13 protein-coding genes are annotated in these 14,557 nt (G+C 70.7%); 7 read left to right on the forward strand and 6 right to left on the reverse strand.

What is annotated here, in order from left to right:
- Window positions 1-33: 33 nt before the first annotated feature.
- Both ACTWM8_RS05740 and ACTWM8_RS05745 read right to left on the reverse strand, forming a co-directional pair.
- A complete protein-coding gene (locus ACTWM8_RS05740; RefSeq protein ID WP_446212877.1) occupies window positions 34-786 on the reverse strand; it encodes a Crp/Fnr family transcriptional regulator in 753 nt (250 codons plus the stop codon).
- Window positions 787-1,587: 801 nt separating this feature from the next.
- Window positions 1,588-2,547, reverse strand: coding sequence for an endonuclease/exonuclease/phosphatase family protein (locus tag ACTWM8_RS05745; protein ID WP_446212878.1), 960 nt, complete (start codon window positions 2,545-2,547; stop codon window positions 1,588-1,590).
- Window positions 2,548-3,043: 496 nt separating this feature from the next.
- On the opposite strand from ACTWM8_RS05745, the gene ACTWM8_RS05750 reads away from it, so the two are divergent.
- The 3 genes from ACTWM8_RS05750 (at window position 3,044) to ACTWM8_RS05760 (ending at window position 5,723) form a co-directional block, all read left to right on the forward strand.
- Window positions 3,044-4,375 carry a hypothetical protein gene (locus ACTWM8_RS05750; protein ID WP_446212879.1) on the forward strand — a complete coding sequence of 444 codons (1,332 nt, stop codon included), beginning with the start codon at window positions 3,044-3,046 and terminating at the stop codon, window positions 4,373-4,375.
- Window positions 4,376-4,511: 136 nt separating this feature from the next.
- The gene (locus ACTWM8_RS05755; RefSeq protein ID WP_446212880.1) at window positions 4,512-4,682 is read left to right on the forward strand and encodes a hypothetical protein; all 171 of its coding nucleotides are present in this window, start codon (window positions 4,512-4,514) and stop codon (window positions 4,680-4,682) included.
- 144 nt (window positions 4,683-4,826) lie between these two features.
- Entirely contained in the window at window positions 4,827-5,723 is an 897-nt protein-coding gene (locus ACTWM8_RS05760) for a hypothetical protein (RefSeq protein WP_446212881.1), read from the forward strand.
- 9 nt (window positions 5,724-5,732) lie between these two features.
- Here the strand turns inward: ACTWM8_RS05760 and ACTWM8_RS05765 are convergent, their stop codons facing one another.
- The gene (locus tag ACTWM8_RS05765) at window positions 5,733-6,086 is read right to left on the reverse strand and encodes a nitroreductase/quinone reductase family protein (protein ID WP_446212882.1); all 354 of its coding nucleotides are present in this window, start codon (window positions 6,084-6,086) and stop codon (window positions 5,733-5,735) included.
- 222 nt (window positions 6,087-6,308) lie between these two features.
- On the reverse strand, window positions 6,309-6,959 hold the full coding sequence (locus ACTWM8_RS05770) for a helix-turn-helix transcriptional regulator (protein WP_446212883.1): 651 nt from the start codon (window positions 6,957-6,959) through the stop codon (window positions 6,309-6,311).
- A gap of 144 nt (window positions 6,960-7,103) precedes the next feature.
- On the opposite strand from ACTWM8_RS05770, the gene folE reads away from it, so the two are divergent.
- From folE to ACTWM8_RS05790, 4 genes are all read left to right on the forward strand, one after another.
- Window positions 7,104-7,715: a GTP cyclohydrolase I FolE gene (gene folE / locus ACTWM8_RS05775; RefSeq protein WP_446212884.1), complete on the forward strand. Its 612-nt coding sequence runs from the start codon at window positions 7,104-7,106 to the stop codon at window positions 7,713-7,715.
- A gap of 21 nt (window positions 7,716-7,736) precedes the next feature.
- Entirely contained in the window at window positions 7,737-8,972 is a 1,236-nt protein-coding gene (locus ACTWM8_RS05780; RefSeq protein ID WP_446212885.1) for an NAD(P)/FAD-dependent oxidoreductase, read from the forward strand.
- Window positions 8,973-9,062: 90 nt separating this feature from the next.
- On the forward strand, window positions 9,063-9,569 hold the full coding sequence (locus ACTWM8_RS05785; protein WP_446212886.1) for a DUF2231 domain-containing protein: 507 nt from the start codon (window positions 9,063-9,065) through the stop codon (window positions 9,567-9,569).
- 65 nt (window positions 9,570-9,634) lie between these two features.
- Window positions 9,635-10,975: a nicotinate phosphoribosyltransferase gene (locus ACTWM8_RS05790; RefSeq protein WP_446212887.1), complete on the forward strand. Its 1,341-nt coding sequence runs from the start codon at window positions 9,635-9,637 to the stop codon at window positions 10,973-10,975.
- A gap of 289 nt (window positions 10,976-11,264) precedes the next feature.
- Here the strand turns inward: ACTWM8_RS05790 and ACTWM8_RS05795 are convergent, their stop codons facing one another.
- Together ACTWM8_RS05795 and ACTWM8_RS05800 are read right to left on the reverse strand one after the other, a co-directional pair.
- Window positions 11,265-11,888: a hypothetical protein gene (locus tag ACTWM8_RS05795; protein WP_446212888.1), complete on the reverse strand. Its 624-nt coding sequence runs from the start codon at window positions 11,886-11,888 to the stop codon at window positions 11,265-11,267.
- Window positions 11,889-11,932: 44 nt separating this feature from the next.
- Complete coding sequence (locus ACTWM8_RS05800) at window positions 11,933-14,179, reverse strand: hypothetical protein (protein WP_446212889.1); 2,247 nt, start codon at window positions 14,177-14,179, stop codon at window positions 11,933-11,935.
- Window positions 14,180-14,557: the final 378 nt, after the last annotated feature.

Raw genomic sequence — 14,557 nt, forward strand, 5'->3', positions numbered from 1 at the left:
CCCGCGAAACGTCGGGCGGTACGTTGCCGATGGCTACGGGCGCTGTGTCGACATCGACACAGAACCTGCCAACGACCGCAGCAGCTCCGGTTCGACGACGACGATGCGGAGCCGCCGGGTCAGCACGATCCGCCGATCGCGCAGCACCCGCAGGGTGCGCGCCACCACCTCGCGCGAGGTGCCGACGGCGGCGGCGAGATCCTGCTGGCTCAGCGGAAGGTCGAGCAGTATCCCCTCGGGGGTGGCGACGCCATGCTTGTTGAGCAGCTCCACCAGCAGGACGACCAGCCGGTTGTCGCCGTTGCTGGAGCCGTATTCGACGCGCCGGCCGTCGGCCTCGCGGAGGCTGGCGGCCAGGTGGCGGAGCAGGGACAGGGCGATCTCCGGCCACTCGGTCAGGCAGATGTGCAGCCGCTCGGCGGTGAGCACGGTCGCCTCGACCGGGGACAGGCCGGTCACCGTGGCCAGCCTGGGTCGCCCGTCGACGGCGGACAGCTCACCGAGGATGTCGCCGGGACCCCGGATGGCCAGCAACGCTTCCCACCCGCGACGGGAGGTGGAGGTGACCTTCACCCAACCCTTCTCGATCAGCACCACGTGACGTGAGGGGTCTCCCTGGTGGAACAACGGGGTGCCGGCCGGGTACCGCTGGCGGGTACCGGCGCCGGTCAGGGCGGCGCGCGCGGCCGGCGAGAGGCTGGTGGCGAAACCGCCGGCCGGGGCCTGGCCCGTCGGTACCGGGTGGGTCGTGGCGCTGGAGTCGTCGCGGCGAGGACGGGGTGTCATCGGTGTCCACTCCTCTCGTCGGGCACTCGGCCTGCCGCGGCAGTCTCGTAGGCGGGACTGAGGGCGGTGGGGGTGAGAGGTGATCGAGTAACAGGATGGGTTCCTTTGTAGCGTTCGCCGCAATAGGTCGTGATCCGCCGAATGGACATGAGGGTGGCGCGGAAAGGCATTCAGTGGATGGCCCGGTGGCGGCACTTTCGCGCAGGCTTTTCAACCGTTCATTCACCGATTCGCGGTGCTGGCGGGGAGGGGTCACCCGCCGAATGGGGAAAGGACCAGCTCTTCGTTTCGTGAATTGTCAGCCGCTCGAAACGGCAAATGCCCCGGTCAGCGCGGTCGATCGGACCTAACCTGACCTTCCGCCCCACCGTCCGAACCCGGGCGCACCACCGTCCGGTCTCGTGGACGCTCCGCGGAGCGCCCTGTCGGATCTCGGACATCCAGCTTGCCCACCCGGATGTGCGACGGTGAGCCGTTTGCCAGCCGGATGACCTCACTGGACCGCATCGAACCGACAGTTCCTGTTGCCAGCGCCCGGTCGTGAACCCGGCGCCCTCGCGCTCTTTCACCCTCCATCCACAGGCGCTGAAGGCGATTCCGGGGATCACGCTCGTGGAGTGCGGCACGGGGCGCGCCGACAAGCAGTCGACCCGTGGCTGCATGACCGACCGGACGGGGCGCGGTTACGCCGCATTGGGTGGGCGCTCGTCGTCGCATGGCTGACGATCCGACGAGCGCTGGTTCACGCCGCGCGTCAACTCCGGGCTGGCGCGTCGGCGCCAGCCCGGAGCAACGATCGCCTTACTGCAGAGCCAGTACGGCCAGGTAGCCGAGGTGGTCCGAAGCCCACCGGCCGTCGGGGGTCTGCCGCTCGTTGCCGAAGATGAGGCTCGAGACGGGTACGACCTCCCCCCGGAACAGGACCATGTCGATGCGGTGTTCGACGGCGTCGGCGGGCTGGTTCAGGTCGTCGCCCAGACCCGCGGTGTAGCCGGGTTCACCCGGGTGCAGGATCTCCCACGTGTCCCGCATCCCGCCGGCCACCAGCGCGGCGTAGGCGAGCCGGTTCTCGGCGACGGGCAGGTTGGGACCCGTGTTGAGGTCACCGGCGAGGATGACGTCGCCCGGCGCGGTGGCCAGCGGCCCGGCCAGCAGTTCGCGCGCCTGCAGCACCCGGACACCGGGGTGGAAGGCCTCCAGGTGGGTGTTCACGAACCGGAACGGGCGCTGCCCGTGCACCACGTCCACCGCGGTCCAACCGCGGGTGCTGGTCACGGTCCCGCCCGTCGCCGCGAGCGTGAAGCTGAGGTTGTTGGCGAAGGTGCCGGACGAGGAGTCGGTCACCTTCACCCGGCCGCCGTGGCGCACCAGGATCACGTCGCGCATCGTGAGCCGTACGTCGAGGAAGTGCGGCCCGCCCGCCGGCGCCTCCAGATCGGCCTCGGCCTGTACGACCGCGACGTCGTACGCGTGACCGGAACGGCTCAGCTCGCCCATGAGCAGCGCCAGGTAGTCGTACCGGACCTCGGTGGCTGGTGCGGGGTCACCGAATGTGCCGGTGCGCCACAGGGCGACCTCCTGCAGGCCGACCAGATCCGGCTTGTTCTCGGTGATCTCCCGAGCGAGCAGCTTCGCCCGGGCCGGAAAGTCGACCAGGCCGACGTGGCTGAACAGCGCGGAGTTCGCGGCCAGGAACGCGCCCGGTGTCGGCGCGCCGATGGACGGCGTCAGATCGCCACCCAGATACAGGTTCCGGGTCATCACGGTGACTTTGGACTGTCCCTGGGCATGAACGGGCGCACCGAAAATGCCGAGGCTGACCAGTGCGATGGCGGCTGCGAGGGCAACTCTCGCCGCTCGCCAGCGGGAGGTGGTGGGTGTCGGGAGCATCCTCTTCGATCCTCTCTCCCGGCGACTACGCCGGCGTCGGACGTGAGATCGATCCGGTGGTGCGGATGGGGACGCGTAAGGCGGCGTCGCGACCTGTCGGCGGGGCGCGGCCCGAGGCGGTGCGTGCACCGTATCGCCGCGCGGCGGGCGGGGATAGCCGTGGATATCGGCGGTTCGGCCCCACCCGCCAACCGGTACGGGTACTCGACGATGACACCGGCCTCCGCGTCGAGCAGGGCACTGTGGATGTGGGGCGGCGGCACCTCCACGAATCGGCCCCACGGAACCAGCCGAACCGGTCGACGGCTGCGGCGTGTCCTGCGCCGCCGCGCGCGGTTGTACCGGGTGGACGCGGAACCCCTTCGCGATGAGAGGCGACCCGGTGGCGACGGACGGGACGACTGTGGGCTGGCGGGCCCGTTGGGTCATCCGAGAGAACGAGCGGCGGCGCACGGCGTACGAGGCTGCCGTCGAGGCGTGGCGGCGACGCGACATCGAGCTACGGGAGTTCTGCGCGCGGGCCGAGGAACCCGAGCAGCCGGCGGAGACGCCGGTGGGGCTGCCGGTGACCGTCGACGACGACGAGGTCGTGGCCAGCGTGCAGGCCGGGGCGGAACTCCTCGAGGTGACGGCTCGGCACACCGCCGGCCTGCCCGCGCCGGAGCTGGCCGTCGTTCCCGTGGGGGACCCGGCCCGGTCACCCGGGCGGACGCGGGGCATCGCGGTGGTCGACGCCGGCACGGCGGTGGTCACCGACCGGCGGTTGATCCTCATCGGGCGCCTCGGGGTCCAGGAGTGGCCGTACCCGCAGCTCACCGGGGTGGCACACCATCCGGAAGAGCCGTTCACCCTGCTGCACGAGCACGGCCCGGGCAGGATCCGGGGAGTACGGGTGCCGCCGACGGCCGCGTCCGCCTTCCGGCTGCGACTCACCGTCGCGTACGCCGACGCCGTCGGGGAGCGGGACGCGCTCCTGGACCGGCTCGACGAGGCGGTGGTGGCGCACTGGCGTACCCAACCGGCGGCACCGTCGCCGGCCACGCCCGCCGAGGCCCCGGCCGTCGCCCGCCTCGCGCGTCCGGCGCTGGTCGCCGCCGTCGCGGTGCTGGTGGCCCTGGCGGGGGTCGTGGGCACGGTCCGCTGGTCCGCGGCCGACCGGCCGGTGGTCGGGATGGACATCGGCGGCCGCCCCGGCGCGGCCTCGATCGACCCCGATGAACCCTCGCCGTCGACCGCCGTCGGCGCGCCGCTCAGCTCCACCGATCCCAGCGCGGCTCCGCGGCCGGACGCCACCACCGGGCCCGGCACGTCCGGTCCCGGTACGGCACCGGGGCCCAGTGTCGGGCCGGTCACCTCGCCCGGACCGGGCCCGAACGGTGGTGCCGCACCGACCAGCCCCTCGGGGCGGCCGTCGGCCAGCAGCACCGGTGGCCGCCCGAACCCCTCCACCGGCTCGCCGAGCCCGACCTCGGTCGACCTCTGCGGCGCACCGGAGAACCCGTACGGCTACAACTACTGCGGCGGCTCCTACATCTACGAGCCGGCCGCGGACGTCTGCGACTGGTTCGACTGCGTGGCCACCTTCTGGAACGGCAAGGGCTACGTGGTGCAGTGCGAGGACGGCCTGGTCAGCATGACCGGCGTACCAGGCGGGCCGTGCGCCGATCACGGGGGCACCCGACGCCCCGCGTATGTCTGACCGGGGCGGTGGCCCGGTCCATGGCTGCCAGGGAACAGGACGTGATGAACCGCACCACGACCCGGTGCGTTGACCCTCGTTGGGCTCTGGAGCGATGGCTGGCAGAGCGGCTGACCATGGTCGAGGGGAGCCGGTGATGGATGATCGGGCGGAGTGGGACGACCTGCGCGAGCGCCGGATGGCGGAGCCGGGCGCCGCCGAGGCGTACGAGGCCGCCCGGATCGCGTTCGAGCTGGGCCAGACCGCGCGGGAGTTGCGGAAGCACGCCGGCCGCATGGTTCTCCGCCGGCGGGCGGCCCGTTCGTGAGCACCTCGGTGCCGGAAGGCATGCTGGCTGTCCGCTCACCTGACCGGCCGCACCCCACGTCGAGCTGATCCCTGGGACACCGGTCGGACAGGCGGGAACCTCCACCGGGCCGGCGGCCGTCGAAGGGGGCGGAGGTGAGCGGGGATGGGCGGACGACGCTGGCTGGTATGGGTGACCGCGGTGGCCGTTCTGGGTGGCTGCGGCGCGACCGGCAGCGACGCGGGCGGGGATGACCTGGACCGGTTGCGCCAGCAGGCGCGCGACGCCCTGACCCGGTATGACCAGGCGGTCCTCGACGCCGGTGGGGCGCAAGCCTTCGTGCCGGTCGGGGAGCTGACCGGCCAGCTCGGCGACTGGGAGCAGCCGAACGGCGACAACAACAAGCAGGCGTTGCTGACCGGCCGTATCGAGGCCGCCACGGCGCTGCCCGCCCTCGGGCAACCGACGGGGAAGGTGGTCTGGGAGAACGGCAGGACGCAACCCGTTCCACTGACGTCGGCCGAGGAGGCACTCGCCCAGCTGAGAGCGGCGGGCGCCGGGGACTGCTCCGGGTGCGTACCCCTGGAGGTCACCGCCGCGCGCCTGACCACGGTGCGGATTTCCACCACGCGCGGCCCGGCGGCGGTCCCGGCCTGGGAGTTCACCCTCAAGGGCACGGCGGTGCGGCTGACCCGGATCGCGGTCGCCCGCTCGGCTGCCGTCGTGGTGACGCCACCGGCCTGGGGGCCCGAGTACCCGCACGGCGGGCTGGCGATCGAGTCGGCGACCGGGAGCACGACGAGCCGGCGGCTGACCGTGGCCTTCACCGGCTCCCCGGCCCCCGGAAGCCAGCCGTGCGGCGTCGACTACAGCGCGGAGGCCGTCGAGTCGGCCAACGCCGTCGTCGTGATCGTCATCGCGCATCCCCACGCCGACGGCGAGGCGTGCGGGGACATCGGAGCGCGGCGGATCGTCACCGTCGAGCTGGTCCGACCGCTGGGGGAGCGGGCGGTCCTCGAGGTGCAGCAGGGCCTGCCGGTCGCGCTGACGATCAACGGCTGACCCGACGGGCTAAGTGAGTGAGACCTGGACGGCGACGTCACGCTTGGGGTAGTGCTGGTCCACCTGATCCGAGCCGTACTTCTCGCGGAACATCTCCACCACGTGATCGACCCGGTCCGGTTCGGTGATCGGGGTCGCGGTCGAGCTCACCGCCGTCCCGTTGACGGCCAGCTGCACGAACGGTGTCTGCCGTACGTTCTTGTACCAGTCGCTGTCCGAGCCGGTTATCGGGACCAGGAACGCGCTTTCCTCCTCCTGGACGAACCAGACGGGGTGAGAGATCTGCCGTCCGGTCTTCCGGCCGGTCACGGTGAGCTCGATCTCGCTGGCGCCCTCAAGGGCGTCCCGGACGGCTTTGGTCACGGTGTCCTCCGTCAATCTTGCCGGCAGTGCTCCCGCTTCCCAGGCTATGGACGATCGCGGGCGCTCGCGGCGGGATCCGCGACACCGGCAGCAGCACCCGTCCCGGGCACCGCAGCGGGCGCAGGACGAACTGGTCCTGGCGTGCGACGGGCGATGTTCCTCGGCACCCCGCGCTGATCCCCGTCGAGCGGCCCTCCTGACAACCGGCCGGGAGGGCGCGGTTCATGACGGCAGATTCAGCTCCACGCAGCAGGCACCGGGGCGGGGGGCCAGCCGGGCCTCGACATCGGCGGCGCCGAGCCCTTCGAGCAGGCCGGTGAGGAAGGCTTGGTTCAGCCCGCACACCAGTGCGGTGTGCCGGGTGGCCAGGGCGTGGAACGGGCAGTTGTGCAGTAGGACCCGCCGCTGCGCGTCGGGCCGCGGCTCGAATCCGAGGCCGCCCAACGCCGACAGGATGTCGCACCCGTCCTCGGCCAGTCCGGTGCCCAGGCTGCGGCCGTGCTGCCCGGCGAGCCGACGCGAGGCGGCGTCGGCGTGGGCCGGGTCGTCGACGACCGCGTCGGCGAGGATCTCGGCGATCAGTTCGTAGCGGCGTTCCGGGACCGTGACGGCGAGACCGTCCCCCGCCAGCTCGTACACCTTGGGGCTGCGACCCCGGCCTCTCGGCTGGTCGGGTGGGGCCTGATAGCGGGCCCGCAGCAGGCCGGCGTCGACGAGCTTGTCGAGGTGGAAGGCGGCCAGTCCGCGGGAGATCCCGGCGGCGTCGGCGGCCTCCTCCCGGGTGACCGGGTGGTCCTGGTGGCGCACGTGGTCGTACAGCGCCCGCCGGGACGGATCGGCGAGCGCGGCGACGGCTGTCCATCGGTCCGGCATCCCACCGAGATTATCACCAGCGTCTGCTATTGAAATTCTGCTGCGCCGGGTACAGCATGAATAACAACAATGTTGGTTGGTGAAAACGGGTGGGTGGTCGACATGGAACTGATGGGCCGAGCGTCCACCATCCACCGTCTGTCGATGGGAGCCGATGTGTCCCTCAGCCCGCTTCAGGTCGACCGGCGGCTGGCTACCAAGGACCTGGTCGCCGCCGAACAGGCCGCGGCCGCGTTCCTGGCGGCACTCGGCGTGAACCTCGACGCCGACGGGCTGGCCGAAACGCCGGGCCGGATGGCCCGCGCCTACGCCGAACTGCTCACCCCGCGCGAGTTCCGGCTCACCACCTTCGACAACGACGAGGGCTACGACGAGCTCGTCGTAGCCCGGGCCATCCCGATCCGCTCGGTGTGCGAGCACCACCTGCTGCCGTTCATCGGCGTCGCCCACGTCGGGTACCTGCCCGGCGAACGGATCCTCGGGCTGTCCAAACTCGCCCGGGTGGCGGAACTCTTCGCCCACGGCCCGCAGGTCCAGGAACGGCTGACCAAGCAGATCGCCGACTGGCTCACCGCCCACCTGCGCCCGAGAGGCGTCGGGGTGGTCGTCGAGGCGCAACACCTGTGCATGACCCTGCGTGGAGTGCAGGCGGTCGGAGCCACCACCATCACCTCCACGCTGCTCGGCGCGCTACGCGACGACTCGCGCTCCCGCGCCGAGTTCTTCACCCTCACCGGAGTCGGCGCCCACGCCTGACACGTCCCGCTAGGAGAATCCGTGACCCAGCAGCGTCAGTTCGTGATCGTCGGGGCCGGGCTGGCCGGAGCCAGAGCCGCACAGACGCTTCGCGAGGAGGGCTTCGACGGCAAGATCGTCTTGTTCGGCGAGGAGACCGAGCGCCCGTACGAACGGCCGGCACTGTCCAAGGGCCTACTGCTGCGTACCACCGAGCGCGACAGCGTCTACGTGCACGACGCCGGCTGGTACGTCGACCACGACGTCGACCTGCGTACCGACACCCGCGTGACCGCCCTCGACCGCCGGTCCCGGCAGGTCACGGTGGCCGACGGGCAGCGCTTCCACTACGACAGGCTGCTGCTGGCCACCGGGTCACGGGCCCGGACCCTGCCGATTCCCGGCGCGCACCTCGACGGCGTGCTGCGGCTGCGTACCCTCGCCGACAGCGCCCGCATCTCCGAAGCCCTCGTCGACGGCGCGAACGTCGTCATCGTCGGCGCCGGCTGGATCGGCCTGGAAGTGGCGGCCGCCGCGCGCACCCGCGGCGCCGCCGTCACCGTCGTCGAGACCGCCGACCTGCCCCTGCAGCGCGTCCTCGGCGACCAGCTCGCCACCGTCTTCGCCGACCTGCACCGCGCCCACGGGGTCACCTTCCACTTCGGTGCCCAGGTCCACGAGTTCCAGGGGTCGCACCGGGTCACCGCAGTACTGCTCGCCGACGGCACGGTCCTGCCCGCCGACCTCGTCGTCGTCGGCGTCGGCGTCCAGCCCAACACCGAGCTCGCCGAACAGGCCGGCCTCGCTGTCGACAACGGCGTCGTCGTCGACGACACCCTGCGTACCAGCGACCCGGACATCTGGGCCGCCGGCGACCTGGCCAACGCCCGCCACCGGATGCTGGGCACCCGGGTGCGGGTCGAGCACTGGGCAAACGCCCTGCACTCGGGGCCCGCCGCCGCCCGCGGCATGCTCGGTCGGGTCGTCAGCTACGACCGGCTGCCCTACTTCTACACGGACCAGTACGAGCTGGGCATGGAGTACACCGGCCACGCCCCGCCCGGCTCCTACGACCGGGTCGTCGTCCGCGGTGAGCTCACCGGCGGCGAGTTCATCGCGTTCTGGACCGCGCAGGGGCGGGTGCTGGCGGGCATGAACGTCAACGTCTGGGAGGTGACCGGCCCGATCGGGCAGCTGATCCGCTCCCGGCAGCACGTCGACCTCGACCGTCTGGCCGATCCCACCGTCGCCCTCGACAGTCTGATCGGTCAGGAGTGAGCGGACCCCGGCGAGATGGTCGGCGAGACCGCCGGTAGGTGTACCAGCGACCCGAAGGGGTACCCGCGTCCAACACATCCCGCCAGACAGGTGGTCGCGGTGGAAAGTCGAGCCAAGGCGATGGGCCACGGGATCCATCCCATGATGATCGTGTTCCCGTTGGGGCTGTTCGCCACGGCGGTGATCTTCGACATCCTGTATCTGATCACGGACCGCGCTGGATTCCAGATCTCCGCCGGGTACATCATCGGCGCGGGCGTCATCGGCGGCCTCGTCGCCGCGGTCTTCGGGTTCATCGACTGGCGGGCCATCCCGTCCGGTACCCGCGCCAAGCGCGTCGGCGCGATCCACGGCATCGGCAACGTCGTCGTCGTGCTGCTGTTCGCGGTGAGCTGGTTGGTGCGGGCGTCCGCCGAGAACTGGGAGCCGAACGCCCTGGCCCTGATCTGCAGCTTCGCGGGCATCGTCCTGTCCGGGATGACTGCCTGGCTCGGCGGCGAACTGGTCGAGCGGCTGGGCATCAGTGTCAGCGACGGTGCCGGGGTCAACGCGCCGAGTTCCCTGTCCCACCGTCCCGCGCGCGGCGCCCGCTCCTGACCCGACGGGACGGCATCGCCGCGATGCCACCGGTCGTCGACCGTGCCCGTGCCGATGGAGGAACCATGAGCGGGTTGCGTACCGACCTGTACGAGCTGCGGATGGCGGCCAGCTACCTGCGCCGGGACATGGTGCAGCGCGCAACGTTCAGCCTGTTCGTCCGTCGCCTACCGCCGCAGCGTGGCTTCCTGGTGGCCGCCGGGCTGGCCGAGGCGCTGGCGTTCCTGGAAAGCTTCGCGTTCGACGAGGGCGAACTCGGCTATCTGCGCGACACCGTCGGGCTCGACCAGGCGACGCTGGCAGCGCTCGCGGGGCTGCGGTTCACCGGTGACGTCTGGGCCGTACCGGAGGGCCGCGTGGTGTTCGCCGACGAACCGCTGCTGGAGGTCACCGCGCCGATCGCCGAGGCCCAGCTGGTGGAGACCGGCGTGCTGAACCTGATCACCTTCCACACCACGGTGGCCAGCAAGGCCGCCCGATGCCGCCTCGCCGCCGGCGACGCGCAGTTGGTCGACTTCGCGTTCCGCCGCACGCACGGGATCGAGGCCGGGGCGGGCGTGGCGCGGGCGTCCGCGATCGCCGGCTTCGCCGCGACCAGCGACGTCGAGGCCGCTCGACGCTACGGACTGACGCCGTCCGGGACGATGGCCCACTCGTACGTCGAGGCGTTCCCCGACGAGCGTGCCGCGTTCCGCGCGTTCGCGACCGACTTCCCCACGAACCCGGTGTTCCTCGTCGACACCTACGACACGCCCGCCGGAGTGCGGGCCGCCGTCGACGTCATCGCGCAGCTGGGACTGTCTGGCCCGATGGGCGTGCGGCTCGACTCCGGGGATCTCGCCGCGCTGGCCGTGCAGACCCGCGCGATCCTCGACGACGCCGGGCTGACCCAGGCCCAGATCGTGGCCAGCGGCAGCCTCGACGAGGACGCCATCGCGGCGCTTGTCGCCGCGGGCGCACCGATCGACGCGTACGGCGTCGGCACCCGGATGGGCGTCTCCTTCGACGCGCCGTCCCTGGACAGCGCCTACAAGCTGGTGGCCGTCGGCGACCGGCCGGTGCTCAAGCTGTCGCCCGGCAAGGCCACCCTGCCCGGTCCCAAGCAGGTCTTCCGTGATCCCACCGGTGCCGGCGGCGACGTGGTGGGGCTGCGCGACGAACCCCCACCGGGCGACCGCGAGCCGCTGCTCGTGCCGGTCATGCGCGGCGGCCGTCGCCTGGCCGCCGCCGACCCGGCCGGTGAGGTACGCGCTGCGCGCGGCCGGTTCGACGCCGACCTCGCCTGGCTACCCGAGCCGGCGCGCCGGCTGGCGGACCCGGCGCCGCTCACCGCCACCGTCAGCCCGGCCCTCGCCGCGCTGCACGAGCGGGTGGCCGCGCAGGTGGCGCCGGGCGCGACCTACTGACAGCCGCGCCGGCCGGACTCGTCGACTACGCCGGCGTCGGACGTGAGATCGATCCCGTGGTGCGGATGGGACGGCTTCGGGCTGGCATGCCCGTGGGTCACCCGAGAGAAGGAGCGGCGGCACACGGCGTACGACCGGGCGGGCCCTGCGCCGACCACGGCGGCACCCGACGCCCGGCTATGTCCGACCGCGGCGGTGGCGCTGGTCGACGCCCGGCACGGCGGCGGGTGTCGGAGCGGAGCCGGGCCCGGTCGGGTGCCCGTCTGCGCCGGAGGGACCGCTCGGCTCGTCAGTCGGGCAGGCAGGTCCCGTCTGGCAGGAGGCCGACGATCTCCTCGCCGCCCGCACCGCCCGGCACCTGCTCGAGGTTGTCGACGACGCAGACGTCACCGAGGCGAGCCGCGTAGAGCAGCGCGCCCACCTGACCTGGATCGCCCGGACGAGCCAGCCGTGCCGTGCTCGCTGAGGTCTCCGTCCGGCTCAGCCACAGCCGAGCCGCATCGACATCGTGCTGCGTCGGTTCGTGTGACGCCCGCCGACGGGCGCATTCCGGCTGGGTGCCGGTCATGCACCAGCCGGCGTGCGACGCGGCGAGGCGAATGGCCCTGGCCCTGTCCCTGACCGCCGTCCGCTGCCCCTCGGTCACCGGTGCGCGGCGCGGGTCCAGGGCCGCGGGCGGTCCGCACTCCTGGGAAGGGCCCGGGTTCAAGCCGAACACGGGGCAGCCGTACCCGATCGACTGCTTCCCACCCGCCGGCCGTTCGGGTTCGCCGACGAACCACCGGACACTCGCGGTGGCGGCCACGACAGCGACGACCGCGCCACACAGGACCAGCCGGGTGTGGGCCAGCCACCGCCGACCCGAACCGCCTTGGCCGACGGGCAGCTCACCATCATCGCGCACGACGTGCATCTTAGAAGTCCATCGATCGCCGGGCGTTGAGCTGACGACGGCCCTCACGCCAGTACGATGTCGAGTTCTTCCGCCACCTCGGAGACAATCCCCGCGACGTCTCTGAGGAAGCGGTTCTGGTCGGGCGAGGCGCTGACGGTTGGTACCGGGGCGCCCTTGTCATAGACATCGGAGGCGATGATGCGTGCGCGGACAAACGTGGATCCGGTACCGCTCTGGCTGTAGGCCGTCTGCCAGCCGAGTCTGACTTCGTCCTGCATCCTTCGGCGGGTCAGATCCATCAGCCTCTTGGTCACGGCATTCGAGACATCGTCGATGACCGCCTGCTTTTCGTCGTCACTCGGCTCGCCCCGATCCCACCGCACCGGCCGCTGCAGCATGAGGTACACCTGTCGCTGCAGTTCGAAGCGGAGATCGGCGACCGGCTTGAGGTTGTCGTACTCGTCCGTCCAGCCCTCCGCCAGGCGGCGGCTCAACGCCTTTACGCGGGTCCAGTGCTCCTTCGGTGCATCCGGGTTCACATCGAGCCCTAGCAGGCCACGCCAGCGCAGGTGGAAGTTCTTCGCCGCCTCCGTCACCACGAGCGAGAGATTCATCCGGTCGTAGACGGGCCGGCTGGGGCCAGCCTCGACCGCGTGCTCTGGGTAAGACAAGGCATCGAGCAGCCGCTGGAACTCCTGGATTGACCGTCCGCCCATCTTTTTCTTCGCGTTGAGCGACTCGTGGATTCCGCCGACGAAGAACCGGGCGCAGTCCAGGCGGCGGCGCAGGACACGCTCTGCAGCGGGCCCGAGCTCGTCGCCGATCGCCTGCAGCACATTCTCCACCGACGCCAGGACGTGCTCCTCGCGTGCCGAGAATGTCGGCAGGTTGTCTCCCTTGACGTGGTCGAAGTGGGTAAACAGGAAGTGCAGCTTCATTGCGTTGCCCGAGACCGCAATGCCCTTCAGCGCCGCCACAGGAGCCGCCTGCATCGGCTGAGTCGCGTTGTCGACCAGCAGCACGGCATCGACCTTCTCGAGCTGAACGGCGACGCGGGTCGACAGCGTGGCAACCGACTTCGGGGTGTGGCCGAGACCCTCGCCATCTACCAAGACAAGCTTTGCCGACCGCGAGCCCCACTCCGGCACGAACGGACCGCTGACTCGGATCCCGTTCACTAGCGGCGTGAGCAGGCGGCCGAACAGTGGCGCGTAGTTGCTGGAGAACCTGGTGACGTACTTGATGAACGTCGTTCTGTCGTCGGTACTCCACGACCAGCTGACCGGCCAGCCCTGCCGGTTCCGCCGCAGGACGCCGACATCCAGCGTCGAGAAGCGCTTTTCGATCTCATCGACCAGAGAGTCCACGATGCTGTGAAACTCGTCGGACTGCCGCAACTCGGTATCGAGGTTTTCCTCGATGTACTCCGCAACGACCCGCTCGTCTTCCTCGCTGGCATCGAACTCCTCGCGGATCGCGCTGGCATGCCGTTCGACGATCACTCGGACCGAGCGCGCCGCTTTTTGGATCACCTGCCGGGTAACCTCGAGGTCAACCTGGCCGTACTCGGCAGGATCGATGTCCTCGTCCTCCTCGACGTCATCGTCCACGAGGTCCTCGGCGGTCGGCGCTGTGGCGCGGCCCAGCACATAGCTGAAGCGGAATCGCTGGTTGATGTGGTCGAGCAGCCGCCGAATCACCTCGGCGTCATCCTTGCCACTGAAGGCGGCCAGCGCGGCCGCAGAGACGTTCTCGGTGAGGTAGTCGATCACTTCGTCGCGAGGGGTGAACGTCACCGCGGCGCGGTAAGTCTCGTCTGCGCTGGTGATCAGCTCCGTGTCGGCAACAGTGGTCTTCGCCGTTGACGTCGATGGGAACCGCTCGGTATCCGGGTCGGTGCCGAGGATCTGCCGGACGACGGTTGTCTTGCCGGCCCCAGTGGTGCCGAGCATCATCACGGTTCGGTATCCGTCGGCCGCCGTCGGAAGAGGAAGCAGCTCTTCGCGTACGCCTGCGAAGTCGAGCTCCACAGCCTCCAAGCCCTCGTAGAAGATCTCCACGACCCGCGCGTCGAACCGAGCTTCGGCGCTCGCCCGAGCGGTCAGCTCCCAAAGACTTGGCGTTCGCAAGATCTCATTGAGCTGCTCGACCATGCGACCCGCCTCGGCATTATCGGCCGTTCCGAGTCCCCGACGAACCCGGCGGCCGGGCTTACCCGTACCGATGTCGAGCCTGCTTGGGTGCCGGAAGATGACCGACCAGCTCTCACGGCCCTGGTTGCGGCTCTTGGTGGCGGTGTAGAACTTCACGGAGCCTCCCGGTTGTTCCTACGGTGTACCGACCGACAGCATTGCACGACTGTCCACACACGTCAATGAAGCGGTACACCCATGGAACAACTGCTTCGGCTAACCACAGATCGGTGGTCAGATGGTGACGACCACTTCGCCGGTCGAGCGCATACTGTTGTGGATCACCGCTGCGGCACTGCTCGCCGGCTGCGGCGAGGAGCGGCCCAGCAGCCGACGAGGTGGAGGGCCTACGCTCACCTCCTCCTAGGCGAACCAGTCGGGGTGGGTGATCTGCCGTCCGGCCTTCCGGCCGGTCACGGTCAGCTCGATCTCCCTGACGCCCTCAAGTGCTTCCCTGACGGCCTTGGTCACGGTGTTGTCCGTCAACGTCTCGAA

It is taken from the genome of Micromonospora sp. IBSANI012, assembly GCF_052814045.1.

What these genes read in the sequence shown, in the direction of transcription:
- ACTWM8_RS05760 (WP_446212881.1), top strand. Translation starts at nt 4,827, where the DNA reads ATGGGCGGACGACGCTGGCTGGTATGGGTGACCGCGGTGGCCGTTCTG.
- ACTWM8_RS05795 (WP_446212888.1), bottom strand. Translation starts at nt 11,888, where the DNA reads ATGCACGTCGTGCGCGATGATGGTGAGCTGCCCGTCGGCCAAGGCGGT.
- ACTWM8_RS05790 (WP_446212887.1), top strand. Translation starts at nt 9,635, where the DNA reads ATGAGCGGGTTGCGTACCGACCTGTACGAGCTGCGGATGGCGGCCAGC.
- ACTWM8_RS05740 (WP_446212877.1), bottom strand. Translation starts at nt 786, where the DNA reads ATGACACCCCGTCCTCGCCGCGACGACTCCAGCGCCACGACCCACCCG.
- ACTWM8_RS05770 (WP_446212883.1), bottom strand. Translation starts at nt 6,959, where the DNA reads ATGCCGGACCGATGGACAGCCGTCGCCGCGCTCGCCGATCCGTCCCGG.
- ACTWM8_RS05755 (WP_446212880.1), top strand. Translation starts at nt 4,512, where the DNA reads ATGGATGATCGGGCGGAGTGGGACGACCTGCGCGAGCGCCGGATGGCG.
- ACTWM8_RS05745 (WP_446212878.1), bottom strand. Translation starts at nt 2,547, where the DNA reads ATGACCCGGAACCTGTATCTGGGTGGCGATCTGACGCCGTCCATCGGC.
- folE (WP_446212884.1), top strand. Translation starts at nt 7,104, where the DNA reads ATGGGAGCCGATGTGTCCCTCAGCCCGCTTCAGGTCGACCGGCGGCTG.
- ACTWM8_RS05750 (WP_446212879.1), top strand. Translation starts at nt 3,044, where the DNA reads ATGAGAGGCGACCCGGTGGCGACGGACGGGACGACTGTGGGCTGGCGG.